This is a genomic window from Achromobacter sp. 46006 (assembly GCF_059761975.1).
In genome coordinates, this window is record NZ_JCBANN010000002.1 from 25,561 (window position 1) to 51,247 (window position 25,687).

21 protein-coding genes are annotated in these 25,687 nt (G+C 66.9%); 7 read left to right on the top strand and 14 right to left on the bottom strand.

The features are described 5' to 3' along the window. Positions 1 to 79: 79 nt before the first annotated feature. Positions 80 to 718 carry a VTT domain-containing protein gene (locus AC6LKG_RS01475; RefSeq protein ID WP_498162178.1) on the top strand — a complete coding sequence of 213 codons (639 nt, stop codon included), beginning with the start codon at positions 80 to 82 and terminating at the stop codon, positions 716 to 718. A gap of 39 nt (positions 719 to 757) precedes the next feature. On the opposite strand, the gene AC6LKG_RS01480 is transcribed toward AC6LKG_RS01475, so the two are convergent. The 3 genes from AC6LKG_RS01480 to tsaE all read right to left on the bottom strand — a co-directional run bounded on the left by AC6LKG_RS01480 (position 758) and on the right by tsaE (position 5,305). Next, entirely contained in the window at positions 758 to 3,196 is a 2,439-nt protein-coding gene (locus AC6LKG_RS01480; RefSeq protein ID WP_498162180.1) for a TonB-dependent receptor domain-containing protein, read from the bottom strand. A 265-nt stretch (positions 3,197 to 3,461) separates the two neighbouring features. Continuing rightward, entirely contained in the window at positions 3,462 to 4,838 is a 1,377-nt protein-coding gene (locus AC6LKG_RS01485; RefSeq protein WP_498162182.1) for an N-acetylmuramoyl-L-alanine amidase, read from the bottom strand. After that, positions 4,766 to 5,305, bottom strand: a complete 540-nt coding sequence (gene tsaE, locus AC6LKG_RS01490) for a tRNA (adenosine(37)-N6)-threonylcarbamoyltransferase complex ATPase subunit type 1 TsaE (RefSeq protein ID WP_498162184.1) — start codon at positions 5,303 to 5,305, stop codon at positions 4,766 to 4,768. Before tsaE ends, AC6LKG_RS01485 begins: the two co-directional genes overlap by 73 nt. 171 nt (positions 5,306 to 5,476) lie before the next feature. Here tsaE and fumC point away from each other — a divergent pair, with 171 nt between their 5' ends. Further along, on the top strand, positions 5,477 to 6,868 hold the full coding sequence (gene fumC, locus AC6LKG_RS01495) for a class II fumarate hydratase (RefSeq protein WP_498162186.1): 1,392 nt from the start codon (positions 5,477 to 5,479) through the stop codon (positions 6,866 to 6,868). Between the two features lie 87 nt (positions 6,869 to 6,955). Here fumC and AC6LKG_RS01500 read toward each other — a convergent pair whose 3' ends face one another. Next, positions 6,956 to 7,855, bottom strand: coding sequence for an AEC family transporter (locus AC6LKG_RS01500; protein WP_498162188.1), 900 nt, complete (start codon positions 7,853 to 7,855; stop codon positions 6,956 to 6,958). 245 nt (positions 7,856 to 8,100) lie between these two features. Between AC6LKG_RS01500 and AC6LKG_RS01505 the strand changes: the two genes are divergently transcribed. Beyond that, positions 8,101 to 9,078, top strand: coding sequence for a tripartite tricarboxylate transporter substrate binding protein BugE (locus AC6LKG_RS01505; RefSeq protein WP_498162190.1), 978 nt, complete (start codon positions 8,101 to 8,103; stop codon positions 9,076 to 9,078). Between the two features lie 105 nt (positions 9,079 to 9,183). On the opposite strand, the gene AC6LKG_RS01510 is transcribed toward AC6LKG_RS01505, so the two are convergent. Continuing rightward, positions 9,184 to 10,089 (bottom strand): LysR family transcriptional regulator, encoded by a 906-nt coding sequence (locus AC6LKG_RS01510; RefSeq protein WP_498162191.1) that lies wholly within the window; start codon positions 10,087 to 10,089, stop codon positions 9,184 to 9,186. Positions 10,090 to 10,212: 123 nt separating this feature from the next. Between AC6LKG_RS01510 and ggt the strand changes: the two genes are divergently transcribed. Further along, positions 10,213 to 11,970 (top strand): gamma-glutamyltransferase, encoded by a 1,758-nt coding sequence (gene ggt / locus AC6LKG_RS01515; protein ID WP_498162193.1) that lies wholly within the window; start codon positions 10,213 to 10,215, stop codon positions 11,968 to 11,970. On the opposite strand, the gene AC6LKG_RS01520 is transcribed toward ggt, so the two are convergent. From AC6LKG_RS01520 to AC6LKG_RS01530, 3 genes are read right to left on the bottom strand one after another with little or no spacing between them, the layout of a single operon-like run. Beyond that, positions 11,967 to 13,088: a CaiB/BaiF CoA transferase family protein gene (locus tag AC6LKG_RS01520; protein WP_498162195.1), complete on the bottom strand. Its 1,122-nt coding sequence runs from the start codon at positions 13,086 to 13,088 to the stop codon at positions 11,967 to 11,969. The two genes, ggt and AC6LKG_RS01520, sit on opposite strands and share 4 nt — an antisense overlap. Positions 13,089 to 13,101: 13 nt before the next feature. Continuing rightward, positions 13,102 to 14,079, bottom strand: coding sequence for a Bug family tripartite tricarboxylate transporter substrate binding protein (locus tag AC6LKG_RS01525; RefSeq protein WP_498162197.1), 978 nt, complete (start codon positions 14,077 to 14,079; stop codon positions 13,102 to 13,104). Positions 14,080 to 14,136: 57 nt separating this feature from the next. Beyond that, on the bottom strand, positions 14,137 to 15,837 hold the full coding sequence (locus AC6LKG_RS01530) for an acyl-CoA dehydrogenase family protein (RefSeq protein ID WP_498162199.1): 1,701 nt from the start codon (positions 15,835 to 15,837) through the stop codon (positions 14,137 to 14,139). 142 nt (positions 15,838 to 15,979) lie between these two features. Between AC6LKG_RS01530 and AC6LKG_RS01535 the strand changes: the two genes are divergently transcribed. Continuing rightward, on the top strand, positions 15,980 to 16,867 hold the full coding sequence (locus AC6LKG_RS01535) for a LysR substrate-binding domain-containing protein (protein WP_498162200.1): 888 nt from the start codon (positions 15,980 to 15,982) through the stop codon (positions 16,865 to 16,867). A gap of 85 nt (positions 16,868 to 16,952) precedes the next feature. Here AC6LKG_RS01535 and purU read toward each other — a convergent pair whose 3' ends face one another. From purU to AC6LKG_RS01565, 6 genes are all read right to left on the bottom strand, one after another. Next, entirely contained in the window at positions 16,953 to 17,807 is an 855-nt protein-coding gene (purU, locus tag AC6LKG_RS01540; RefSeq protein WP_498162202.1) for a formyltetrahydrofolate deformylase, read from the bottom strand. 3 nt (positions 17,808 to 17,810) lie between these two features. Further along, complete coding sequence (locus AC6LKG_RS01545; RefSeq protein WP_498162203.1) at positions 17,811 to 18,944, bottom strand: NAD(P)/FAD-dependent oxidoreductase; 1,134 nt, start codon at positions 18,942 to 18,944, stop codon at positions 17,811 to 17,813. Further along, positions 18,941 to 19,465, bottom strand: coding sequence for a flavin reductase family protein (locus tag AC6LKG_RS01550; protein WP_498162204.1), 525 nt, complete (start codon positions 19,463 to 19,465; stop codon positions 18,941 to 18,943). The genes AC6LKG_RS01545 and AC6LKG_RS01550 overlap by 4 nt, the downstream gene beginning before the upstream one ends. A gap of 51 nt (positions 19,466 to 19,516) precedes the next feature. Continuing rightward, complete coding sequence (gene pdxH / locus AC6LKG_RS01555) at positions 19,517 to 20,146, bottom strand: pyridoxamine 5'-phosphate oxidase (protein WP_498162205.1); 630 nt, start codon at positions 20,144 to 20,146, stop codon at positions 19,517 to 19,519. Positions 20,147 to 20,263: 117 nt separating this feature from the next. Then, the gene (locus AC6LKG_RS01560; protein WP_498162206.1) at positions 20,264 to 20,911 is read right to left on the bottom strand and encodes a gamma-glutamylcyclotransferase; all 648 of its coding nucleotides are present in this window, start codon (positions 20,909 to 20,911) and stop codon (positions 20,264 to 20,266) included. Between the two features lie 8 nt (positions 20,912 to 20,919). Continuing rightward, positions 20,920 to 22,047, bottom strand: coding sequence for an MFS transporter (locus tag AC6LKG_RS01565; protein WP_498162425.1), 1,128 nt, complete (start codon positions 22,045 to 22,047; stop codon positions 20,920 to 20,922). Positions 22,048 to 22,542: 495 nt separating this feature from the next. Between AC6LKG_RS01565 and AC6LKG_RS01570 the strand changes: the two genes are divergently transcribed. Continuing rightward, entirely contained in the window at positions 22,543 to 23,727 is a 1,185-nt protein-coding gene (locus AC6LKG_RS01570) for an efflux RND transporter periplasmic adaptor subunit (protein ID WP_498162207.1), read from the top strand. A gap of 1 nt (position 23,728) precedes the next feature. Next, positions 23,729 to 25,687, top strand: a complete 1,959-nt coding sequence (locus AC6LKG_RS01575) for a MacB family efflux pump subunit (RefSeq protein ID WP_498162208.1) — start codon at positions 23,729 to 23,731, stop codon at positions 25,685 to 25,687.

Below are 25,687 nucleotides of genomic sequence, written 5' to 3' on the forward strand. Positions count from 1 at the left end.
TACAAGGATGATTTTAGCCTCTTGACCTGGTGGGCTATAGTCGTTGCCTTATTCCCCTTCCGCCTCCAGGGACGTATTGATGCTTGAATTTTTCCAAATGGTGCTCCACATCGACCAGACCCTCGGGGCCTGGGTCCAGCAGTATGGGGTGTGGGTCTATCTGGTGTTGTTCCTGATCGTTTTCGCGGAAACCGGGCTGGTGGTGCTGCCGTTCCTGCCGGGCGATTCGCTGCTGTTCATCGCCGGCGCCCTGGGCGCCACCGGCAGTCTCGATCCCGTCCTGCTGGGCGCGTTGCTGATCGTTGCCGCGATCACCGGCAATAGCGTCAACTACGCCGTCGGCCGCTACATCGGACCGCGCGTGTTTTCGATGAACCTGCGGTTTCTCGACCGGGGCGCGCTGATGCGCACGCATGCTTTCTACGAAAAGCATGGCGGCAAGACCATCGTCATGTCGCGCTTCATCCCGGTGGTGCGCACGTTCGCGCCGTTCGTGGCCGGGGTGGCCGACATGCCGCTTTCGCGCTTCCAACTGTTCAATATCCTGGGGGCGCTGCTGTGGGTGGTGGGCCTGGTGGCGGCGGGCTATTTCTTCGGCAACATTCCGCTGGTCAAGGAGCACCTGAACACCATCGTCCTGGTTGGCCTGGCCGCGGCCATCGTGCCGGTGGCCGGCGCGGCGCTGTTCAAGCTGCTGCGCGCGCGCCGCGGCGGCTAGCGGGCCCCCGCCGCCGCCGGAAATGGAAAAGTGGCGGGATCAGAAGATGGCGGTGAGGCCCAACTGGTAGGTCCTGCCAGGCGCGGCGCCAAGAGCGATATCACGCAGGTCCTGGTCCGAGCCCATCGTCATTTTCCTGTTGCTGGCGTACTCCCAATACTTGCGGTTGGTGAGGTTGTATACGCCCATCGCCAATGTCAGGTGCTTCTTCACGTTGTAATACGCCGTCAGATCGAAAATGCTGTATCCCGGAATGCGCATGTAGTTCTTTTCGTATTTGCCGGAATACTCCTCGAATGTCAGGCTGCCATTGTTCGGGAAGTTCTGCCGGACAGGATCGACGGCTTGCTTGCCCTTGACGAAGGTGGCGGTAATGCTCGCGCCATAGCGGTTCTGAGGGTCGTCCCAGGCCAACGATGCAATGGCCTTGACGGGCAGCACGCTGTCCAGCTCCACCCAGCCATCGCCCGAGTACGATGATTTCGATTTGCCCTGGTTGTATCCCACGGCGAAGGTGCTGCTCAGCCCATGGGCGGCGCCGAACAGCGCGCCATAATCGACCTTGGCGACCAGCTCGGCGCCATAAATGTATGCCTTGTCGCGGTTCTCGGCGATGGTGAGGCTGGAAATCGAGGCCGGCAGCCTGGCAAGCAGGCTTTCCACGCCAGGTTTCGGCGCGCCTGTCTGGTAATCCCTCAAGGCGTACTTGCGGTTATAGATGAAATTGTCATAGCTGTTGTAGAAGACATTGCCGCGCACCGTCAGGCCGCGGGCTGCCTTGCCCGCCACCCCGAGTTCAAACTGGTTGCTGGTTTCGGACTTCAGATCGGAATTGCCGACCATGGCCGGTGACGCGCGCCCGATCTTGGGATGCAGCCAGATTCCCGCAATTTGACTGCTGGTGGGATAGGAAACGCCGCGTTTGTATTGCAGATAGGTATGGAACTCCGGGTTGAAGGCATACATGACGGTCAGCGAAGGCAATAGCTTGCCGTCCGTAAACGTCTTGCCATGTATTTCGTTGATTTCCGCCAGCGTCAAAGCGCCCAGCGCGTTGTCGTCGGATGGCGCCTCGAAGCCCTGCGGATTGATCTTGTGCCACGAATATTTCAGTCCCGGCATCACCGAAAACGCGCCGATGGTGATGGTGTCGCTCAGCCACACATTCGTGTCATAGGTTCTGTTGTTGCCCTGTGGCTGCAAGGTGGGATAGTCCGCGCCGACTTGGTCAAACGGCCGGGAAAAATCCGTTATCGAGAAATTCACGCCGTAATTCAATGCCTGCGCGCCATAATCCTTGGTGATTTCGCTTTGCAGGCCATAAGTCCTGGTGTTCATGTTGGAGAAGGTCGAAACATTCTCCAACGGGTTCTCCGTCTCCATTCCGGTCGACCACGACCTGGATGAAGTGACGATATCCTGCGCTGAAACGGTGTCATCGCCAACGCGCGTTTGCTGATAGAAGACCTTGCTCTCCAGCGTATCCACCAGCGCGTTGTTTCCTGGCGTGAATACGTGCGCCAGGCTTATCGAATCGCGTTGCGTGGAATTCTTCTGTCTGCTTGCGCCGACAACACTTTCGTGGGCGGCGCGGCTGTTCAGCCTTTTATACATGGGCGCGCTTTCCCGGCTGGACTTGCGATAGAAATCCAGGGTGCCTATGAGGCGGCCGCCGCTGCCGGTGTCGATCACGCCATTGATCAGCGCGGCATCGGAATGCCAGCGCATCGGGTACGCATCCAGGTCACCGCTGTTGTTTTGCGTCTGCCTGCCGTCTCGCCGGCTGTAGGCGAACAACACCCTGGCGCTGTCATTGCCGAACGCGGTGGTCGCGCCGTTGTGCCAGGCATGATCGGCAGTGTCGAACTCGCCGGTGTATTCCAGATAGCTGCTTTTATTGCCAGTGAGATAGGCGTCAGGTGATTTGCTGATGAATGACACCGAGCCGCCGACCACGTTCTTGACCGTGTTCTGGCGCGCCGAGCCGGAAGCGATGTTCACCTGGCCGTATAGATAGGGATCGATGTAATCGCGGCCAATACCAAAGGTGTCTTCACCGCTGGAAACCGCATAGCTGCGCCCGGTGGCATCCGGCAGGGGAATGCCATTGACATCCAGCGCCACGCGGTTGCCATCGAGGCCGCGAATGTTATAGCTGCTGTAGCCGCCACGATCGAAACCCGACTTGCCGTTACGGGAACCACTGTTGACGCCGGAGGCGCTGATCAGGGGTTGATAGCGCATGATGGTGCCGAAATTGTTTCCGCCTGTCTTTTTCAATTCATCGGCGGAAAGGGACTGGATGGCGACGTCTTCCGGCTTGACGGTGGCGGTGACGGTAATGGGCGAAAAAACCTTCAGCCCGGTTCGGGCGTCATTCCCGGCCTCGCCAGGCGCAGTCTCACCGGGCGTGGTCTGGCCATAGGCGGCCGAGGATAACAATAGGGCTGTCGCCAGCGATATCTTGGTGCATTTCATGTTCCGCAATCCTTGCCTGATACATACAGGATTGCGCTGGAACGTCGAGCAGAGCGGGGGCCATGGATTCTTCCAAAAAGACGGCTGCTAATCTACCGAAGCCGCCTGCGGAGATCTGCGGGGACTCGTCTGAAAATCCAGATACAAGTCTTGTGCTCGCCGGTATATCGGATTGTGTAACCCTGGGCTCGTGCCCCGCCGTTGGACCGCCGCAAAAGAAAAGGGCCATGCGCATGCATGGCCCTGTGTGTTTCCGGTGACGCCTCTAGCTGACGTTGCCCAGCCGCGCCAGCGGCGGGTTGGCGGTGAAGTAGCGCTGGATGCCGGTCATCATGGCCTGCGCCAGCTTCTCCTGGTGCGCCGACGTCTTGAGCAGCGCCTCTTCCTGCGGGTTGCTGATGAAAGCCGTTTCCACCAGGACCGACGGAATGTCCGGCGCCTTCAGCACGGCGAAGCCGGCCTGCTCGACGCTGTTCTTGTGCAGCCGGTTGATCTTCTTGATTTCGTCCAGGAAGGCGTTGCCGACCTTGAGCGAGTCATTGATCTGGGCGGTGGTGGACAGGTCCAGCAGCACCTTGGCGACCTGGCGGTCATGGCTGCCCAGGTTGACGCCGCCGATCAGGTCGGCCGCGTTTTCCTTGTCGGCCATCCAGCGCGCCTGGGCGCTGGTGGCGCCGCGCTGCGACAACGCGAATACCGAGGAACCGTTGGCCGAGGGCTTGATCCAGGCGTCGGCATGGATCGACACGAACAGGTCGGCATGCACCCGGCGCGCCTTCTGCACGCGCACATGCAGCGGCACGAAGAAGTCGTCGTCGCGCGTCAGGTAGGCGCGCATGTAGGGCTGGGCGTCGATCAGCGCCTTCAGGCGCCGCGCGATGCGCAGCACCACGTCTTTCTCGCGCAGGCCGCTGCCGCCGATGGCGCCCGGGTCCTCGCCGCCGTGGCCGGGGTCGAGCGCGATGGTCAGCATGCGCTGCTTGCGGCCGGCGGTGGCCGGGGGCGACTTGGGCACCGGCAGCGGCGCGGCCGGCTGCTGGCCGCGCACCCGCGGCGGCTCCGGCGGATCGGCGCGCGTGGCGGGATTGCGCTGGATGTCTTCGAGGATGCGCGCGAGCGGGTCGTCGGCGTCGGGGCCGGTCTTGTTGAGGATGGCTATGAGCGGGTCCTGGGCGATCTTGGGATACAGATCCAGCACCAGGCGGTATTGGTAGTCGGCCACCGGCTTGAGGGTGAACACCTGCGGCGCCACCGCCTGTTTCAGGTCGAACACCAGCCGCACCACATTGGGACGGTTCTGCGCCACGCGCAGGCTCTGGATGTAGGGATCGTCCGGCCGGACCTTGGAGACCAGGTCGTTCAGCGCGGCGCTCAGGGTCAGTCCCTCGATGTCGACCACCAGGCGATGCGGATTTTCCAGGGTGAAGTGTTCGGCCTTGAGCTCGCTGTCCAGTTCCAGCGTGACGCGGGTGTATTCGTCGGCGGGCCAGGTGCGCACCGCGAGGATGGTGGCGGCCTGTGCCAGCCGTGGCACCACCGGCAGGACGAGCAGGGTGGCGGCGACGCTGATCAGGCGGCGCCGGGTGGCGCCTGCCGCGGGGAGGGCGCCGTTACGGGCGGGGGGACAATCGCGTTCAACCATGTTTGTCCTCGAGCGGTGTACGCGGTCAGGGTGGCGTCGCGTCCCTGGCCGGCGTACGCCAGGGAAATCTGCAGGTCGGGAGGGGGCAAAAGGCCCTCGGCCCGCTCCGGCCATTCGATCAAAACGACCGCATCTTCACGCAGTAAATCCCGGAATCCTGCGTCCAACCATTCGCGCGAATCACTAAATCTATAAAAATCAAGGTGATAGAAGTATAAGTTAGAAACTTTATAGGATTCAAGCAGCGCGTAGCTCGGACTCTTGATTCGGCCTGTGATGCCGCATTCCCGCAACAATGCCCTGGAGAAGGCCGTTTTTCCTGCACCCAGGTCGCCCTGAAGGTGGATACATGCGCCTGCCAGCCCGGTTTCCCGGCCAGAGACAAGCGGGGCAAGCTGCCGGGCCAGTGACTCGGTGGCGGCTTCGTCGGGCAGGTGCAGGGTCAGGCTGCTGAGCGGGGTGGACATGGCGCGGGTCCAGGGGCGAGTGTTAAAAGATCGGGATGGGAACCCGGATTTGACCGCGATTATAGGAATACGGGTTTCTGCTAATCTTATGAGTGATTGCTATTCTCAATAAAGTCCGGCCAGGCGGGTTCCGTCGGCCGCGACCGACGCCGCCACGGAGCAGTAAGCGCCATGAAGACCCGCATCGAAAAAGACACCTTTGGTCCCATCGAAGTCCCCGAGGATCACCTCTGGGGGGCGCAGACGCAGCGCTCGCTGCATTTTTTCGCGATCTCCACCGAAAAGATGCCCGAGCCGCTGGTCATCGCGATGGCGCGCCTGAAGCGCGCGGCCGCCAAGGTCAATGCCGAACTGGGCGAGCTGGACGCCAAGATCGCCGACGGCATCGTGCGCGCCGCCGATGAGGTCATCGCCGGCAAGTGGCCCAACGAATTCCCGCTGTCCGTGTGGCAGACCGGCTCCGGCACCCAGAGCAACATGAACATGAACGAGGTGTTGGCCAACCGCGCCTCGGAACTGCTGGGCGGGGTGCGCGGCGAGGAACGCAAGGTCCACCCGAACGACCACGTCAACCGTGGGCAGTCGTCCAACGACACCTTCCCCACGGCCATGCACGTGGCGGCCGCGGTCGAGGTCGAGCACCGCCTGCTGCCGGCCCTGAAGGCCCTGCGCGCCACCTTCGCCGCCAAAAGCGCCGAGTTCTACGACATCGTCAAGATCGGCCGCACCCACCTGCAGGACGCCACCCCGCTGACGCTGGGCCAGGAACTGTCCGGCTACGTCGCCCAGCTCGACCTGGCCGAACAGCAGATCCGCGCCACGCTGCCGGGCCTGCATCAGTTGGCCATCGGCGGCACCGCGGTCGGCACCGGCCTGAACGCCCATCCGCAGTTTTCCGCCAAGGTCTCGGCCGAACTGGCCCACGCCACCGAAACCGCGTTCGTTTCCGCGCCCAACAAGTTCCAGGCGCTGGCCTCGCACGAGGGCCTGTTGTTCGCGCACGGCGGGCTCAAGTCGCTCGCCGCCGGCCTCATGAAGATCGCCAACGACGTGCGCTGGCTGTCCAGCGGTCCGCGTTCCGGCCTGGGCGAAATCAGCATTCCCGAAAACGAACCCGGCAGCTCCATCATGCCGGGCAAGGTCAACCCGACCCAGTGCGAAGCCATCACCATGCTGGCCGCCCAGGTCATGGGCAACGACGTCGCCATCAACATCGGCGGCGCCAGTGGCAACTTCGAGCTGAACGTCTACAAGCCCCTGGTGATCCACAACTTCCTGCAGTCGGTGCGCCTGCTGACCGACGGCATGGCGAGCTTCAACCAGCACTGCGCCGCGGGCATCCAGCCCAACCGCGAACGCATTGCCGAACTGGTCGACCGCTCGCTGATGCTGGTGACCGCGCTGAACCCGCACATTGGCTACGACAAGGCCGCCCAGATCGCCAAGAAGGCGCACAAGGAAGGCCTGTCGCTGAAGGAATCGGCGCTGGCGCTGGGCTATGTCACCGAGGCCCAGTTCGCCGAGTGGGTCGTGCCGTCGAGCATGACGAACGCCGGCAAGTAATCCCTGGCGACGCCGGCAGAGCCGCCCCGCGAGGGGCGGTTTTTCCTGGCGATGCGCGTCGCGCCGTGTCGTCGGTGATCGCGCCGCTCAGGCATTGCCCGTCAGCAGCAGCCATCCCGGAATCGTCAGCGCCGAAAACAGCGTCCCCAGGGAAATGAGCACCGCCACCATCCGCCCGTCTCCGCCCATGCGCATCGCCAGCACATAGGCCGCCGACGCCGTGGGCAAGGCCGCGAACAGCAACAGCATCCGCGCCTCCAGCGGCGCCAGCCCCAGCACCCTGGCCACGGCCAGCGCCACCAGCGGCAGCGCCACCAGCTTCACCGCCAGCATCCATGCGATCAAGCGGCCGTAGCCCTTGCCGCCTTCCCAGGCCAGGCTGGCCCCCACGCACAGGATCCCCAGCGCGATCGCCGCCGCGCCTAGCCGCGCCAGCACCGTGTCCACCGGCACTGGCAGGTGCAGCCCGGCCAGATTGCACGCCAGGCCCGCCAGCGTCGATACCACCAGAGGATTGCGCGCCAGCTCGCGCAGCAGATTGCCGCCATTGTGGCGCGCCAACCCGTACACCGCGGCGACGTTGGCCATCGGCACCGCGAAGCCGATGATCAGCGCCATTACCGTCTGCCCTTGCGTGCCGCCCAGGCTGGCGGATAGGGCCAGTCCGATATAGGTGTTGAACCGGAAACCGCATTGCGCCGACGAGGCCAGGCCCAGTGACGAGGGCTTCAGCAGCGGGCCCGCCAGCCACGACAGGGCCACGCCGGAGACGATTACCGCCGCGGTGGCCTGCAACAGTACCGCGGCGTTGCCGGCGCTGATCGGCGTGCGCAGAATGGCCTGGAACAGCAGGGCGGGGAACAGCACGAAGTACACCAGGCGCTCGGTGCCGGCAAAGAATTCGCGCGAGAAATTCAATTTGTGGCGTAGCGCCCAACCTAGCGCGACCAGCATGAAATCAGGGAAAACCAGCAGTGCGACCGACATGGAGTGTGCGTTTTTTCTGAGCGCCCGCCGGGGATCGGCACGCTATGCGACTGTAAGCATTTGCTGCTATTCTCCGTCATTCTGGCGGGCGCGTGTGCCACAAGCAACTCAATAATCAGCACGGCTTTCTGCCCTGCATTCCAAGCGATGCCCCGCCGACGCTACCTGCCGATCCGTCTACAGACGGGGGCGCCACAAGACGGTCCGTTCACACGCGGACGCGTATATTTGGAGGAAACATACCAATGATCAAAGTTCGCTCCCTGGCTGTCGCCATCGCGCTGGCCGCCGGCACGGTCGGCGCCGCTCACGCCGCCGACGCCTATCCCAACAAGCCGATCCGCGTCATCGTTCCGTTCGCGCCGGGCGGTTCGACCGACATCATCGCGCGCCTGGTGACGCAGCGCATGAGCCAGGAGCTGGGCCAGCCCATGGTCGTCGAGAACAAGGGCGGCGCCGGTGGCGCCATCGGCGCGGCCGAAGCCGCGCGCGCCGAGCCGGACGGCTACACGCTGTCGATCGCCACGGTCTCGACCATGGCCGTCAACCCGGCTTGCCGTCCCAACGACCTGCCCTACGACCCGATCAAGGACTTCCAGCCGGTCACCAACTTCGCCAACACCGCCAACGTGGTCGCGGTGAATCCGAAGTTCCCGGCCAAGGACTTCAAGGGCTTCGTCGAAGAACTGAAGAAGAACCCAGGCAAGTACTCGTACGGCAGTTCGGGCACTTGCGGCGTGCTGCACCTGATGGGCGAATCGTTCAAGATGGCCACCGGCACCGACATCGTGCACGTGCCGTACAAGGGTTCGGGCCCGGCCGTGGCCGACGCCGTCGGCGGTCAGATCGAAATCCTGTTCGACAACCTGCCCTCGTCGATGCCGCAGATCAAGGCGGGCAAGCTGAACGCCATGGCGATCGCATGGCCGCAGGAAATTCCCACCCTCAAGGGCGTGCCGACCTTCAAGGAAGCCGGCTTCCCGGTCCTGAACCAGCCGGTCTGGTATGGCCTGCTGGCGCCCAAGGGCACCCCGATGGAAGTGGTCAACAAGCTGCGCGACGCGGCGGTCGTGGCCCTGAAGGACCCGAAGGTCGTGAAGGCGCTGGATGACCAGGGCTCGGCTCCGTCGGGCAACACGCCGGAAGAATTCGCCAAGGAGATCAAGGAGCAATTCGACTGGGCGAAGGACGTCGTGAAAAAGCAGAACATCAAGCTGGACTGATCGCAGGGCGGGCGGCACGGGCGCGAGTCCGTCCGCCGCCAGGCATGGCGCGCCTTGCGCTCAGGCCCCCGCAAGCTGGACGTGGTTCCAGCGCGCGGGGGCTTTTTACATGGCGCGCCGGGGTTCCAGCGCGGCCTGGCTGGCCGCGCAGGCCGCGCGCAAGCGCTCGATCAGGTCGCGTTGCAGGGCCGTCAGGGGATCCTGGCTGCGTGCCAGCACGCTGATCGGCACTTGCAGCAGCGGCGTCAGGCGCCGCAACCGCATGTCCGGGCGCAACATGGCCTGGGCCGTGATGGCGTCGACGATGGCATCGCCCGCGCCCGCCTGCGCCAGGGCGCAGGCGACGTAGTGGGTCTGCACCCGCACCGCCGCGCGCGGATCCAGGCCCTGGGCATCCAGCGCCATCTGCAGCAGCGCGCCCGCCGCATCGCTGGCGTCCAGCAGGATCAGGGCGTCGCCGGCGATGTCGGCCAGCGCCAGCGGGCCGCCGCCGCCCTCGCCGCGGCCCAGGTGCACCAGTTCGGTGTGGCCCAGTTCGATCCGCGTCAGGCCGGGCGTGTCGTGGGTATCGAAGGTCACGGCCAGGTCCAGTTCGCGCGTCAGCATGCCGCGCACCAGTTCGGCGCTGTGGTAGGTGTGGATGTCGAAAGTGATGCCAGGCTGGGCGGCGCGGCTGTCGCGTACCACGCCGGGCAGCAGGCCGAGGCCGAGGGCCGGCGCGCAACCCAGTCGCAGGTGGGCATGGGGGCGGTCGCGCAGGCTGGCGGCCAGGCGGCGCACGCTGTCCAGGTCCTGGTTCAGGCGCGTGACCTCGGGCGTGAGGATGTCGGCCTCGCGCGTGGCCACCAGCCGGCCTTTGATGCGTTCGAACAGCTTGAAGCCTAGCTGGGCCTCGGCGCTGGCCAGCAGCTTGCTGGCCGCCGGCTGGGTGATGTGCAGCGCCGCCGCGGCCTGGGTCAGGGAACCAGTACGGCGGATGGCTTCGAAGATCTCGATATGGCGCAGGCGCATGGGCGGGCGGGAGTTCGGCGCAAAACGGCATTCTACGGCGCGCCGCGGCGCGCGCGACAGCGGCGGCGGCCTTGTCTATCATGGCATCCATGCCGGTCCGCCGGCGTCACCATGGAGTCCGTCATGCGTGTGTGCCGTGCCGCCGCCGCCCTCTTGTCCGCCGCCACGCTGGCCGTGGCCGTGCCCGCCTGGGCCCGGTCGCCGGCCGCCACCGAGGACCTGAATCCCGAAGCCGCCACCGGCAGCCAGGCGCGGGCGCTGGTGCACGCTCCGCATTTCATGATGGTCGCGGCCAATCCCCTGGCGAGCGCGGCGGGCGCCGAGATGCTGCGCCGGGGCGGCAGCGTGGTGGATGCGGCCATCGCCACGCAACTGGTGTTGAATCTGGTCGAGCCGCAATCCTCAGGCATCGGCGGCGGCGCCTTCATGGTGGTGTACTCGGCCAAGGATCGCCGCATCGTGACCTACGACAGCCGCGAGACGGCGCCCGCCGCGGCGCGGCCAGACCGGTTCCTGGACGCCGACGGCAAGCCGCTGCCGTTCGCGCAGGCGGTCAACAATGGCATGGCGGTTGGCGTACCCGGTTTGTTGCGCGGCCTGGAGCTGGCGCACAAGCGCCAGGGCAAGCTGCCTTGGGCCGACCTGTTCCAGCCGGCTATCCGCCTGGCCGAGCAGGGCTTTGCCGTGTCGCCGCGCCTGCACAAGCTGCTGGCGGGCAACCGGGCCCTGCCGCGCCAACCGGCGGCCGCGGCGTATTTCTATGCGCCCGACGGCAGCGCCTGGCCGGTCGGCCACGTGCTCAAGAACCCGGCCTTCGCGGCCACGCTGCGGGCGGTGGCGCAGGGCGGCGCGGACGCCTTCTACCAGGGCGATATCGCGCGTGACATCGTGGCGGCGGTGCACGCCCACCCCATGCCGGGCGACCTGACGCTGGCCGACCTGGCCGGCTACCGGCCGCGCCAGCGCGATCCGGTCTGCGGCGCCTATCGCGGTTATGAATTGTGCGGCATGGGCCCGCCCAGCAGCGGCCCGATCGCGGTGTTGCAGATCCTGGGCGAGCTGGAGCAATACCCCATGGGCCGCTACGCGCCGGGCAGTGTGGAGGCGGTGCATTACTTCGCCGAGGCGGGCCGGCTGGCTTTCGCCGACCGGGATTTCTATGTGGCCGATCCGGATTTCGCGCACGTGCCGGTGCCTGCCATGCTGGATCCCGACTATCTGCGCGCGCGCGGCGCGCTGATCCGTCCCGATCGCAGCATGAAGGTCGCGCTGCCCGGCGATCCCGAGGGCGGGCTGCTGGCGCCGGGGCGCGGCAATGCCTTGGAGCGGCCATCCACCAGCCACCTGGTGGCGGTGGACCGCGACGGCAATGCGCTGTCGATGACCACCACCATCGAGAACGAATTCGGCAGCAAGATCTTCGTGCGCGGCTTCCTGCTGAACAATGAAATGACGGACTTTTCATCGTCGTTCCAGGATCCCGAAGGCCGGCCAGTGGCCAACCGCGTCGAGCCGGGCAAACGCCCGCGCAGCGCCATGGCGCCGATGATCGTGCTGCGCGATGGCAAGCCCTATCTGCTGGTGGGGTCGCCGGGCGGCAGCGCCATCATCAACTACGTGGCCAAGACCATCGTGGCGGTGCTTGATTGGAAACTCGACATCCAGGCCGCGGCCGCCCTGCCCAACATGGGCAGCCGCAACAAGGAGACCGAGCTGGAGAAGGGCACCGCGCTGGAGGCGCTGGCGCCGGCGCTCGAGCGCATGGGGCATCGCGTGAAGATCACCGACTTCCCCAGCGGCATCCATGGCATCGTGATCGACCGCGATGGCCTGCAGGGCGGGGCCGACCCACGCCGCGAGGGGCTGGCAGTGGGCGGCTAGGGTTTGGACGGCGCCAGGTCCGGCGGCAGGCTGCGCAGTGTGGCAGGGGTCCGCGACAGCTTGATCGGAGAGCCGACGCCGCGATAATCGCCCTGTTCCAGCACCATGCCGCGATGCCGGGTATGCGGGTGCGCCAGCGCCTGGTCCACCGTTTGCACCGCCGCCGCCGGCACGCCGGCGCGCAGCAGGCGGTCGGCCAGCGCCGCCGCGTCGTGCGGCGCCAGCAGCGCCGTCAGGTCGTCGCGCAGTGCCTGCCGGTGCGCCAGCCGGTCGGCATTGGCGGCATAGCGCGGGTCCGCGGCCAGGGCCGGCGCGTCCAGCACCTGCGCCAGCAGCGCGAACTGGCGGTTGTTGCCGACCGCCAGGAATATCGGCCCGCTGGCGGTCGGCAGCGTTTCGTAAGGGGCGATGTTGGGGTGCGCATTGCCGCTGCGGCGCGGCGTCCTGCCACTGTAGAAGTAGTTGGGCGCGTGCGGGTGCAGCAGCGACAGCGCGCAATCGTACAGCGTGATGTCGAGGAACTGGCCCAACCCGCTGCGCACGCGCTCGTTCAGGGCCAGCAGGATGGCCACCGCGGCGTTCAGGCCGGTCACCATGTCCACCACCGGCAGGCCGACGCGCATGGCCTCGCCGTCGGCCTCGCCGTTCACGCTCATCAGTCCGCACATGGCCTGGGCGCAGGCGTCGTAGCCGGGCAGTCCTCCCAGCGGTCCGTCGGCGCCGAAGCCGCTGACGCGGCAGTGGATCAGCGCCGGAAAGCGCTGGCTCAGCGTGTCGTAGCCCAGCCCCCATTTCTCCAGCGTGCCGGGCTTGAAGTTCTCGACCAGTACGTCGGCGTCGGCCAGCAGGTGGCGCAGCAGGTCCTGGCCCGCCGCTTGCGACAGGTCCAGGGTCATGCCGCGCTTGTTGCGGTTGACGCCGACGAAGTACGAAGCCGTGTCGCCCAGGAAAGGCGGGCCCCAGCCGCGCGTTTCGTCGCCGCCGGGCGGTTCGATCTTGAGCACGTCGGCGCCATGGTCGGCCAGTATCTGGGTGCAGTAAGGCCCCCCCAGCACGCGCGACAGGTCGATCACTTTGCAGCCGGCGAGAGCGCCGGCGTCGGGTAGCTTGGGAGCCATGGCGCCTCTGCGGTCAGTCGATGGAAACGTTGGCGCTCTTGATGAGCGTGCGCCACTTGGGCACTTCGGTGGCGATGAACGCGGACAGGCCTTGCGGGGTCTGGTCCTGCGCGCGCACGATGCCCTGGCTGTGCAGGGTCTGTTCGATCGCCGGGTCCGAGAGGGCCGCCCTGAATGCCTGGTTCAGCTTGGCCACGGTGTCCGCCGGCGTATCCTTGGGCGCGACAATGCCGAAGAACACACTGACGTCGTAGCCGTCCAGCCCTTGCTCGGACAGCGTCGGCAGGTCGGGCAGCGCGTCCGAGCGCTGGGCGCTGGCCAGGCCGATGGCACGCAGCTTGCCGGCCTTGATGTGCGGCAGCGCGGTCAGGATGTCAGTGAATGACATCGACACCTGCCCGCCCAGCAGATCGTTGAGCGCCGGGCCGGTGCCCTTGTAGGGGATGTGCATGATGCGGGTGCCGGCCATCTGGTTGAACAGGATGCCGGCCAGGTGCGAGGACGCGCCGTTGCCGGACGACGCGTAGCTCAGCTTGTCCGGATTCTTCTTGGCGTAGGCGATCAGTTCCTGCGCGTTTTTGGCCGGCACCGACGGGTTCACCACCAGGATATTGGGCAGGTGGCCGATGCGGATGATGGGGGCGAAGCTGGTCTGGGGGTTGTAGCCCTGGTTCTTGTACAGGCTGATGTTGATGGCCAGCGGCCCCGAGGTGCCGAACAGCAGGGTGTAGCCGTCCGGCTTGGCGTTGGCGACGTATTCCGAGCCGATGTTGCCGCCGGCGCCGCTGCGGTTCTCGACGATCACGGTCTGGCCCAGCGGCTGCTTGAGCTTTTCGGCCAGGCGGCGCGCCAGGGCGTCGGTGGGGCCGCCGGGGGGAAAGGGCACGACCAGCGTGACCGGGCGCGACGGATACGCATCGGCAGCCAGCGCCGGCGGCGCGGCGGTAATGGCGGCGGCCGCCAGCAGCAAGGGGGTGAACAGGCGTTTCATGGGAGTCTCCAGTGGTGTGGGCGCGCCGGCTGTGCCGCCGGCGTCGGGGGCGCCGTATTACAGCGCGTCTTGCAGAATGCCGCGGCAGGCGGCGCTTTCGTCGGCCGGGATGGCGTAGGGGTCGCGCGGCGCCAGGCGATGCAGCAATACCTGGTCGGCCAGCAGCGCGCGGCTGGCCAGGCCCGCGCCCGCCGCTTCCCAGCGCAGTGCCGCCATCGACACAGCGTGATACAGCAGCGAGGCCGCCTGGCGCGCCAGTTCGTCACGGCCTTCCCGCGCGGCGCGTTCGGCCAGGGCATAGGTCTGCCGCAGCGCGTCGGCCTGCAGCGTGGCCAGCGGCGGCGGGCAGGGCACGCCCTCGGCCAGCAACTGGTCGACATGGCGTTGCAGCGCCGGCAGCGAGCCTTCCTTCCTGATGGCGCGCAGCACGTCCAGCGCGACGATATTGCTGGTGCCTTCCCAGATCGAGCCCAGGTGCGCATCGCGCACCAGGCGCGGCTCGGTCCATTCCTCGATGTAGCCGCAACCGCCCCGCACTTCCATGGCGTCGCCGGTGACCTTGCGGGCATCGCGGCAGGCGCGGAACTTGATCAGCGGCGTCAGGATGCGCGCCAGGGCCGGATCGCCCCGGCCCTGGTCGGCGTCGGCCAGCGCGCGGGCGGTCTGGAACATGACACTGCGCGCCTGCTCCGCCCACACCGTCATCTTGACCAATTGGCGCTGCATCAGCGGCATGTCGATCAGGCGCTTGCCGAAGGCGCGGCGGTGCCGCGACACGTAGACCGCCTCGGTGACGGCGCGGCGCATCAGGCCGGCGGCGCGCATGCCATTGGACAGGCGCGAGTTGTTGATCATGTCGGCCATGTGCTTGAAGCCCTTGCCGCGCTCGCCCACCAGCCAGGCCACCGCGCCTTCCAGCCGGATCTCGCCGCTGGCCATGGAGCGGGTGCCGAGCTTGTCCTTCAGGCGCAGGATGCGGTAGTGGTTATGCGAGCCGTCGGCCAGATCGCGCGGCAACAGGAACAGCGACACGCCTTTCAGGCCGGGCACGCTTTCGCTGCGCGCCAGCACCATGGCGAAGCCGGCGTCGGGGTTGGAGCAGAACCATTTGTCGCCGTGGATGCGCCAACTGCCGTCCTCCTGGCTGGTGGCCGTCACTTCGGTGGCGCTGACATCCGAGCCGGCGCCCTGCTCGGTCATGAACATGGCGCCCTGGCGCAATGTGTCGAAGTCCTGGCTGGTGACCTGCGGCAGCACCCGTTCGACCAATGCCGGATCGCCGAATTTGCGCAGGGTGCGGGCCAGCGAGTCGGTCATGCTGACCGGGCAGCACAGGCCGAACTCGGCCTGCACGAAAAGATGGCTCAGGGCGTACTTGGCGGCAGCCGGCATGGGTTCGGGCCAGCCCAGCACGCCGCCACGGTGCGACAGCGCCGCCAGGCCGAATTCACTGTAGGCCAGGCGCTCCAGTTCGACATAGGCGGGGTGCTTGTCGATGCGTGACTCGTCGGCGCCGGCGCGGCTGCGCACCGACAGGGTCGGGGGATGCTTGTCGGCGGTGGCCGCCAGTTCGTCCATCAGGCCGCCGGCCAGGGCGCCCAGGCGATCCAGGTGCGGCAGCAGATGCGCGTGCAGTGCGGGCGGCAGGTAGCGCTGGGCCAGCGGCGCGGCGTAGGGATCGGCGCGGAACAGGTTCAGGCCGCGCGCGTCCGGGATGGGCGTGGCGGTGGCGGCGACGGGCTGGGCGGGGGTATCCATGGCGGCATCCTGCGCAAAAAGGGAATCGCTGGCATGGTGCGATGATGGATTAATCTATACAAATACCGTTTTAATGTAGACCTATCCAAAAAAAATATTGATCTCGGGCGCCGCCAGCCGGTCCGCCCTGGGAGGAGAGCCATTGGACCTGGATCCACGCCTGCTGCGCTATTTCATTGCCGTGGCCGAAGAGCGCCATTTCAGCCGCGCCGCCGCGCGCCTGCATATCTCCCAGCCGCCCTTGAGCTACGCCATCCGCCAGCTCGAGGACAACGTCGGCGCGCGCCTGCTGGCGCGCACCAGCCGGCAGGTGGAGCTGACTGCCGCCGGCCAGGTGCTGTACCGCGAAGCGCAGACCCTGCTGCGCCAGGCCGAGGACGTGCGCACGCTGGTGCAGCGGGTCGACGCCGGTCTGCGTGGCCGGCTGCGCATCGGCTTCGTGGGGTCGATGCTGTATCGCGGACTGCCGGCGTTGCTCGGGTCGATGCGGGCCGAGCTGCCGGACGTGGAGCACGTGCTGACCGAGCTGAACTCGCACGACCAGATCGAGGCGGTGCGGCGTGGCGAGCAGGACCTGGGCTTCATCCATGCCAATCCAGTGCCGGCCGGCGTGGCGGCGCGCGACCTGATGGCCGAGCCCTTCGTGGTGTGCCTGCCGCAAAGCCACCCGTTGGCAGGGCGGCGCTTATTGGCGTTGGCGGACCTGGCTGCCGATGACTTCGTGTTCTTCGCCCGCGCCGCCTCGCCCAGCTACTACGAGACCGTGCTGTCGCTGTGCGTCGGAGCGGGCTTCATGCCGGTGGTGCGCCATGAGGTGCGTCACTGGCTGAGCGTGGCCTCGCTGGTGTCGCAGGGGTTGGGGGTGTCGATCGTGCCGTCGTGCCTGTCGCGCAGCGGCCTGGCGGGCACGCGCTTCATTGCCTTCGAGCACCAGGCGCGCTCGGTCAGCCAGGTGATCTGGCCGCGGGCCGAGCGCACGCCGCTGCAGGACAAGGCGCTGGCTCTGGTCGAACGGCAGTTTCCGGCGTAGCGCGCGGGAAGGAAAATCGCCGGCCAGGTGGCCGGCCTTCACAAGGCTGGGCGCCCCGCCATCGCGGGCGGGGCCAGACACGCGCCTAGCGGAACACCACGGTCTTGTTGCGGTTGAGCAGGATGCGGTGCTCGACGTGGCTGCGCACGGCGCGCGACAGCACCAGTGATTCGATGTCGCTGCCGACCTGGGTCAGGTCCTGCGCCGTCATGGTGTGATCGACGCGCTCGATGTCCTGGTCGATGATCGGCCCTTCGTCCAGGTCCGAGGTCACGAAGTGGGCGGTGGCGCCGATGATCTTGACGCCGCGCGCATGCGCCTGGTGGTACGGCCGCGCGCCCTTGAAGCTGGGCAGGAAGCTGTGGTGGATATTGATGGCACGGCCGTTCAGGGCCTGGCACATTTCGGCCGACAGGATCTGCATGTAGCGTGCCAGCACCACCAGGTCGATGTCGTAGCGGTCCACCAGCGCCAGCACCTGGCGTTCCTGCTCGGCCTTGGTGTCGGGCGTGACCGGCAGATGGTGGAACGGAATGCCGTAGGATGCCGCCAGGCCGGCGTAGTCGTTGTGGTTGGAGACGATGGCAGCCACGTCGGCATGCAACTGGCCGCTGTGGACGCGGAACAGCAGGTCGTTCAGGCAGTGGCCCTGCTTGCTGACCATGATCAGCAGGCGTTCCTTGCGGCGCGCGTCGTGCAACTGCAATTCCATGCCGTACTCGGCCGCCATCTCGTCCAGGCGGGCGCGCAGGGCGTCCGGGGCTTCGCCGGCCGGCAGGTCGAAGTGCACCCGCAGGAAGAAGCGGCCGGTTTCCTCGTCGCCGAACTGCTGCGAATCGAGGATGTTGCAACCCGATTCGAACAACAGGCCGCTGACGCGGAAGACGATGCCGGTGCGGTCGGGGCAGGACAGGGTCAGGATGTAGTCGTTGTGCTGCATTGTTCAGGGAAAAGAAGGGGAGGAAGCGGCATCCGCCAGGCGCGCCAGGGTTTCTTCCGCCAGCGCCAGGCTGGAGGTCAATCCGGGCGATTCTATGCCAAACAGGTTCACCAGGCCGGGCACGCCGTGCGTGGCCGGTCCGGCGATGACGAAGTCGGCGGCCGGTTCGTGCGGACCGGAAATCTTGGGGCGGATGCCGGTGTAGCCGGGCGTCAGGGCGTCGTCCGGCAGCGCCGGCCAATAGCTGCGCACGGCGGCGTAGAAAACCTCGGCGCGCGCCGGGTCGATGGTGTAGTCCTCGGTGCCGACCCATTCGGTGTCGGGGCCGAACTTGGCCTGGCCGCCCATGTCGAGCGTCAGGTGCACGCCCAGGCCGGCGTGTTGCGGCACGGGGTAGATCAGGCGCGAGAACGGCGCCCGGCCGGACAGCGTGAAATAGCTGCCCTTGCACAGGTAGTCGGTGGGGATGCTGGCGGCCGGCACGCCCTCGATGCGGCGCGCCAGGGCCGGGGCCTGCAGGCCGGCGGAATTGATCAGCACGTTGCAGCGCAGGTTCATGGCCTCGTCGCCGCCGAATTGCAGCTCGAATCCGCCTTCGGGGCAGGCCCGGCCGGAGACCAGCGGCGTGTGGAACACGCATTGCGCGCCGGCATTCTCGGCATCGCCCTGGTAGGCCAGCATCAAGGCATGGCTGTCGACGATGCCGGTGGACGGCGACACCAGTGCGGCGGTACAGCGCAGGGCGGGCTCAAGCCGCATGGCGTCCTCGCCGGCAATGAACTGCAGGTCGTCCACGCCATTGGCGCGGGCGCGCTTCGCGATGCTTGCCAACTGGGCGGCCTGCTCGTGGTCGGTGGCCACGATCAGCTTGCCCAGCCGCTTGTGCGGGATGCCGCGCTCGGCGCAATAGGCGTACAGCAGGTGCTTGCCGCGCACGCACAGGCGGGCCTTGAGGCTGCCTGCCGGGTAATAGATGCCGGCGTGGATCACTTCGGAGTTGCGCGAGCTGGTGCCGGTGCCGATGGCCTCGGTGGCCTCGGCCACCAGCACTTCGCGCCCCGACTGGGCCAGGGCGCGGGCAATGGCCAGCCCGACCACGCCGGCGCCGATCACGACGCAATCGATATCGACGCTCACGAAACCTTCCCCTCGCTGCGCGCGCCTGCCGGCGTCAGGTCGAATCCGCCGGCATGAAAGACCAGCGGCGGTTCGCCGCTATGTCCGCAACGTTCGACTTCTCCCACCATGATGACGTGATCTCCTTCGATGTAACGGCTGCGGTTGTGGCATTCGAACCAGGCGGCGCAATGGCCGTCCAGCATCGGGGTGCCGCCCGGCGCGTGGTGCACGGTCAGGCCGGCATAGCGATCGGGCGTCTTGCCGGTGGCAAAGCGCCGCGCCAGAGCGATCTGTCCGGCGCCCAGCACGTTGACGACATAGCGCTGGCACTGCTCGAAAGCGGCCAGCGACGAGGAATTGCGCGACAGGCTCCAAAGCACCAGCGGCGGGTTCAGCGAGACCGAATTGAAGGAACTGACCGTGAGCCCGATGGGCGCGCCATCGAGGTCGGCGGTGGTCACGACCGTCACACCGGTGGCGTAGCGGCCCAGCGCGGTACGGAAAAAGGCGGCGTCGAAATCAGGGGAGGAGGCTGGCATGCAAGTGAGAGATGGGGCGGACGCCGCGGCGACGCGCGGCGCCCGGCGGCGTCAAGGCGACAGGCGTTCGATCTTCCAGCCCTGGCCGTCGGCGGCATAGCGCAGGCGGTCGTGCAGGCGCGAAGGCCGGCCTTGCCAGAATTCCATGGCAGTGGGCTTGAGGCGGTAGCCCCCCCAGTGCGGCGGGCGCGGCGGCTGGTCGCCGTAGCGGGCGCGGAATTCCTGCTCGCGGGCTTCCAGCTCGGCGCGGGTGATGGGCTGGCTCTGGCGCGAGGCCCAGGCGCCGATGCGCGAACCGGCCGGGCGGCTGTGATAGTAGGCGTCCGACTCCTCGGCCGGCACTTTTTCCACCACGCCCTCGATGCGCACCTGGCGCTCGAGGGGCTGCCAGAAAAACAGCAGGCAGGCGCGCGGCTCGGCCAGCAGGTCGGCGCCCTTGCGCGACTCGTAATTGGTGAAGAACGTGAAACCGTGCTCGTCGAAGCCCTTGACCAGGACGATGCGGGCGCTGGGCTGGCCGTCGGCGTCGACGGTGGCCAGGGTCATGGCATTGGGCTCGGGCACCTTGGCGGCCAGGGCCTCGTCGAACCAGCGGGTGAACTGCTCGAACGGGGACGCGGCCGCCTCGCTTTCCAGCAGCACGTTCTTTTCGTAGCTTTGACGCAGATCGGAGACAGACATGGGGCGTTTGTTTCAGCGTTGATGACAAGCAGTTTATACCGCCGCGGACACGCTCCCCTCATTGACCCCGCGCAGGGACCGGCGAAATTCTGGCGGCGCGAGGGCGCCGCAGCCGCTTCAGGCGCCCTCGGGCAGGCTGTGGCCGTCCTGTTCCAGGCGCCGGGCGATGGCGTCCAGGCGGGCATCGTGGATGCCCGCGGCGCGCAGCGCCTGGGCGGTCTGCACCACATAATCGGTGCAGGGGCCGTAGCGGCCGGCGGCGCGGCGCACGATGGCCAGCAGCTCGGCCTCGGGCAGGGCGCGGATATAGGCGGGATTGTCGCGGTTCATGATGAAGACCAGGGCGCGCACCGGCCCGGCCTCGGTACTGCAGTTGATCCAGCGCGGCAGATAGGCCCCGGTCGACATCTCGCGGTCCCACAGCGCCGGGAAGTAGGTCGGCACCTGGCGGCCCGCCAGGCGGTAGACCACGCCACGGCAGGAGCCGCCGCGATCCAGGCCGAACACCAGCCCGGGACATTCCGGCGTGCCGCGGTTGACCCGCGACCACAGGCACAGCGCGCGGTGATGGCCGCGCAGGGTGGCCAGGCGGCGTTCCTCGAAATCGAAGTCGGGGCGCCAGATCAGCGATCCGTACCCATATACCCAGACGTCCTCGCCGTCCTGCCAGTGCCGCAAGGCGTCCTGCAGGGAGGCCTGCCGCTCTTCGGGGGTCCACAGGCGGAAAGGCAGGCTGGCGCCGGCCACGGGAGAAGAAGACTGCATGTTCACGACTACGATTTCCGGTCAGACTCGAGCGGGGGGTTGCGATTGGCCCAGCCACCGGCCATCAGGGCGACGGAATAGGCCCAGAACAGCGGCGCGACGCCGATGACCGCGCCCAGCGCGCCGAAGGTCAGCGGCAGCGACACCTGGGACCCGTTGATCAGCGCCATCCGCAAGCCCACGGCTTCGGCGGCGCGGCCCGGCGGGGAATGCTGGTGCAACAATGAAAGCATACTCGGTTGGCAGCATCCCAGCGCAAGCCCGAGAATGAACGACAGCACGATCAGGACGCCAACGTCGGTGAAAAGCGGGTAAAGCATGAAGTCGATTGCGGCGGTGGCCATGGCTGCCCGGACCAGGGTCCAGGAGCGCACCCGGCGCTGGATAAGCGGCAATACCAGGCGGATGACGAATGTTGCCGCCGCGAAGGACGCAAGAATGACGCCGATGGTGGTGGCGGACAGGCCGATGGCGACGCCGAAGATGGGCACCACGAACAGGTGTGTGTCCCAGGCCCCGGACAGGATCGTATTGACCATCAGGATGCGGCGCAGCGCCGGGACCGCCAGCAGCTCGGTCACGCGGCGGCGCTGGGCCTGCCTGGCACCGGCCAGTTGCGAATCCACCGCCCTTAATTGGTGACGCAGCACGTAGAGGCCGCTGGCGGAGAGCAGCGGGCCCAGTGTCAGCAGGCCGAAGGCCAGCCGGGTGCCGAGGTTGTCGATCGCCAGGCCGGCGATCAGCGGCCCCGAGAAACCCGAGCCGGCCAGGGCCAGCGACATCAGCGAGAAATTGCGCAGGCGCCGGGTCGGTTCGGCATGTCCGAGCAGGTCTTGCGTGGCCACCTGGTGCAACATGAAGCCGATACCGATGCAACACGAGGCCACCAGCAGGGCGAACTGGGTTTGCGACAGGAATGGCAGCGCCGTGCCGGTCGCCACCAGCGAGGTGCCGATGACCAGCGGGCGCACGATGCCGACCCGGTCTACCCAGCGCCCGGCCCGCACCGAGAACAGCATCGGCAGCACCGCGAACACCGCCACCAGCGTGCCGACCTTGAAGGTCGACAAGCCCATCTGCAGCGCCGTCAGGGATACCGTAATCCGTCCCCCGGTGAGCGCCACGTGGTTCAACATGGCCAGCACGCACAATAACGCCGCCCCGGAAAACTCCGGGGCGGCGTTGTGAGCAGAGGGGGAAGGAGGGGGATTGGACACGGATACGGCTTAACTGCATTCATTCTGTCCCTATCGTCCCCCTATGTCGAGGCGTGGATATTTTGCGCTGCCGCAATCCAGAAGCCGCTGGGGTGGCGGGATAGGCGCTAACTATGGCGCATCTGGAGCGAGGATGCGGCAAGATGACATCACGTTGCCGGCAGGAATCGCAGTGATGCAAGCGCGAATGCGCCGCAACGGATGTATCGTTGATGCAACGGAGCAATGCTCCTGGCTGTTGCGCTATGTGGCCCGCTTTACCGTTTTTCACCCTTTCGCCACAGATTGGCCATGGTTTGCCCCGCCATCGCCGTTTAGGATGGGCTGGTTGTCGGGCAAGTATCGCCGGCCCGACCCGTATTGAGTTATTCGAGTGACGGACCATGTCTCCGCCACCTCCTTCGAACTGGTTCAATGAAAAAACCTCGCAGCAAAGTCCAGCGTTATGCCCTGATCGCCGTCGTACTCGTAGTCATCGTCTTCGGTGTCCGCGCCGCGTTCTTCTCGTCGCCACCACCCCCCACTTTTGCCGTTGCCGAAGTCGTGCGCGGCAATCTCGAGGACAGCGTGCTGGCCAGCGGCACGATGGACGCGATCGAGCGCGTCAGCGTCGGCGCGCAGGCCACCGGCCAGTTGAAGTCGCTGAAAGTGGCGCTGGGCGACCGCGTGACGCGCGGCCAACTGGTTGCGGAGATCGATGACCTGACCCAGCAGAACGACCTGCGCACCGCCCAGGCCGCCTTGCAGACCCGCCGGGCCGAGCGCGCCGCCAAGGTGGCGACTCTGAAGCAGGCCGAGCTGGCCTTCCGGCGCCAGCGCCAGATGCTCGCGGCCGATGCCAGCTCGCGCGAGAACTACGAAGCTGCCGAGGCTACGCTGGGCGTGACGCGCGCCGACATCGCCGCGCTCGACGCCCAGATCGTGCAGGCCGAGATCGAAGTCGACAAGGCCAAGGTCAACCTGGGCTACACCCGCATCGTCTCGCCGATCGATGGCGTAGTGGTGGCGGTGGTGACCAAGGAAGGCCAGACCGTCAACGCGATCCAGAGCGCGCCCACCATCATCAAGGTGGCCCAGGTGGCCACCATGACCGTCAAGGCGCAGATCTCCGAGGCCGACGTGACCCGCGTCAAGCCTGGCCTGCCGGTGTACTTCACCATCCTGGGCGAACCCGACCAGCGCTACCACGCCACGCTGCGCGCGGTGGAGCCGGCGCCGGACTCGATCCAGAAGGACGACGCGACCGCGTCGCTGACCTCGTCCAGCGCCAATTCGACCAGCGCGGCGGTCTACTACAACGGCCTGTTCGACGTGCCCAACCCGGACGAGAAGCTGCGAATTTCCATGACCGCGCAGGTTTCCATCGTGCTGGGCGAGGCGCGCGACGCCGTGGTGGTGCCGGCCTCGGCCCTGGGCAAGCGCGGCGAGGACGGCCGCTATGCGGTCCGCGTGGTCGGCAAGAACAACCAGACCGAGACCCGGCAGGTCAAAATCGGCATGAACAACAACGTGCAGGCGCAAGTGCTGGAGGGCCTGGAGGTGGGCGAGCGCGTGGTGTCGGCCGACGCCGCGCCGGTGGCCGCCGCGGCGGGACGCTGACATGGCCGAACCGTTGATTTCGCTGTCCGGGGTCCGGCGCGAGTTTCCCGCGGGCGAGCAGACCATCGCCGTCCTCAAGAACATCGACCTGACCATCGAGGCCGGGGAGATGGTCGCCATCGTCGGCGCGTCGGGCTCGGGCAAGTCGACTCTGATGAACATCCTGGGCTGCCTGGACCGCGCCACCAGCGGCGACTACCGTATCGGCGGCCGCAGCACCGGCGAACTGGACCCGGACGAACTGGCCGAGTTGCGCCGCGAGCATTTCGGGTTCATCTTCCAGCGCTACCACCTGCTGTCCGACCTGACGGCGCAGGGCAACGTCGAAGTGCCGGCCGTCTACGCCGGCAAGCGCCGCGAGGCGCGCCTGGAACGCGCCGCGGAATTGTTGCGGCGCCTTGGCCTGGGCGACCGCAGCGGCCATCGGCCCGGCCAGTTGTCCGGCGGCCAGCAGCAGCGCGTGAGCATCGCCCGCGCGCTGATGAACGGCGGCGATATCATCCTGGCCGACGAGCCCACCGGCGCGCTGGACACGCACACCGGCCAGGAAGTGCTGCGCATCCTGGAGGAACTGAACGCCGCCGGCCACACCATCATCCTGGTCACCCACGACATGAACGTGGCGCGGCACGCGCAGCGCATCATCGAGATCAGCGACGGCGAGATCGTCTCGGACCGGCGCAACCCCGATGCCCCGCGCATCGAGGTCAAGCGCGAGGAAGCGGCGCCGCTGCCGCCGCGGCCGGCCTGGCAGGCCTACCTGGACCGCTGCGGCGAAGCGCTGCGCATGGCGCTGCTGGCCATGAACGCGCACCGCCTGCGCACCTCGCTGACCATGCTGGGCATCATCATCGGCATCGCCGCGGTGGTATCGGTAGTGGCGCTGGGCGAAGGTTCGCGCCAGAAGATCCTGGAGGACATCAGCGAGATCGGCACCAATACCGTCGAAGTGTTTCCGGGCAAGGACTTCGGCGACGAAAAGGCCCTGACCATCCGCACCCTGGTGCCGGCCGATGCCGAGGCGCTGTCGCGTGAATCGTATGTGGACAGCGTCACGCCCGAGGTTTCCACCAGCAACACGCTGCGCTATCGCAACGTGGCGGTGAATGGCTCGATCCAGGGCGTGGGCGAGCAGTATTTCCGGGTGCGCGCCGTCAAGCTGGCGCAGGGCAAGTTCTTCGATGCCACCAGCGTGACGCGGCGCGCCCAGGAAGTGGTGATCGACGAGAGCACCCGCAAGACCCTGTTCGGCTCGCACACCGACCCGATCGGGCAGGTGGTGTTCCTGGGGTCGATGCCGGCTCGAGTGATCGGCGTCACCAAGAAGAACGACACCGTGTTCGGCAACAACGAGACCCTGAACGTGTGGATCCCCTACACCACGGCGCTGTCGCGCGTGCTGGGGCAGCAGCACCTCAAGAGCATCACGGTGCGCGTCAATGATGCCGCGCCGCCAGCGGCGGCCGAGCAGGCCATCACCAAGGTGCTGCTGCGCCGCCACGTGGTGAAGGATTTCTTCGTCTTCAACACCGATGCGATCCGCAAGACCATCGAGCGCACCACGGCCACCATGACGCTGCTGGTATCGCTGATCGCGCTGATCTCGCTGATGGTGGGCGGCATCGGCGTCATGAACATCATGCTGGTGTCGGTGACCGAGCGTACCCGCGAGATCGGCGTGCGCATGGCGGTCGGCGCGCGTCGCAGCGACATCATGCAGCAGTTCCTGATCGAAGCCGTGCTGGTCTGCCTGATTGGCGGCGCCGTGGGCATCGCACTGTCGCTGGGCCTGGGCGTGCTGGTCTCGAAAGCGACCGGCGGTTCCTTCCGCATGATCTATTCCACCGCGTCGATGGTGGCGGCATTCACCTGCTCGACCCTGATCGGTGTGCTGTTTGGTTATCTCCCGGCGCGCAACGCGGCGCGTCTGGATCCCGTCGAGGCCCTGGCCCGGGAATGA